The organism is Bartonella sp. AA86SXKL (assembly GCF_042196885.1).
Genome location: NZ_JBHIRE010000191.1, coordinates 649 through 904 on the forward strand (window position 1 = coordinate 649; position 256 = coordinate 904).

Sequence of the window (256 nt, forward strand, 5' to 3'; positions counted from 1 at the left end):
GGACGTTTTGATCGGCAAGTTGTTGTGCCAAACCCTGATGTCTCTGGGCGTGAACAAATCTTGAAAGTCCATGTGCGCAATGTGCCTCTAGCTCCTAACGTGGATCTGAAAGTTTTGGCAAGAGGAACGCCAGGATTTTCTGGTGCTGATCTGATGAACCTTGTCAATGAAGCCGCTCTCATGGCTGCGAGCCGTAATAAAAGAGTCGTCACTATGCAAGAGTTCGAAGATGCAAAAGATAAAGTCATGATGGGGG

The 256-nt window shown here is 47.7% G+C and carries 1 pseudogene; it reads left to right on the forward strand.

What is annotated here, in order from left to right:
• A pseudogene (locus tag ACFIO5_RS10900) lies at window positions 1-256 on the forward strand (ATP-dependent zinc metalloprotease FtsH); the annotation flags it as partial.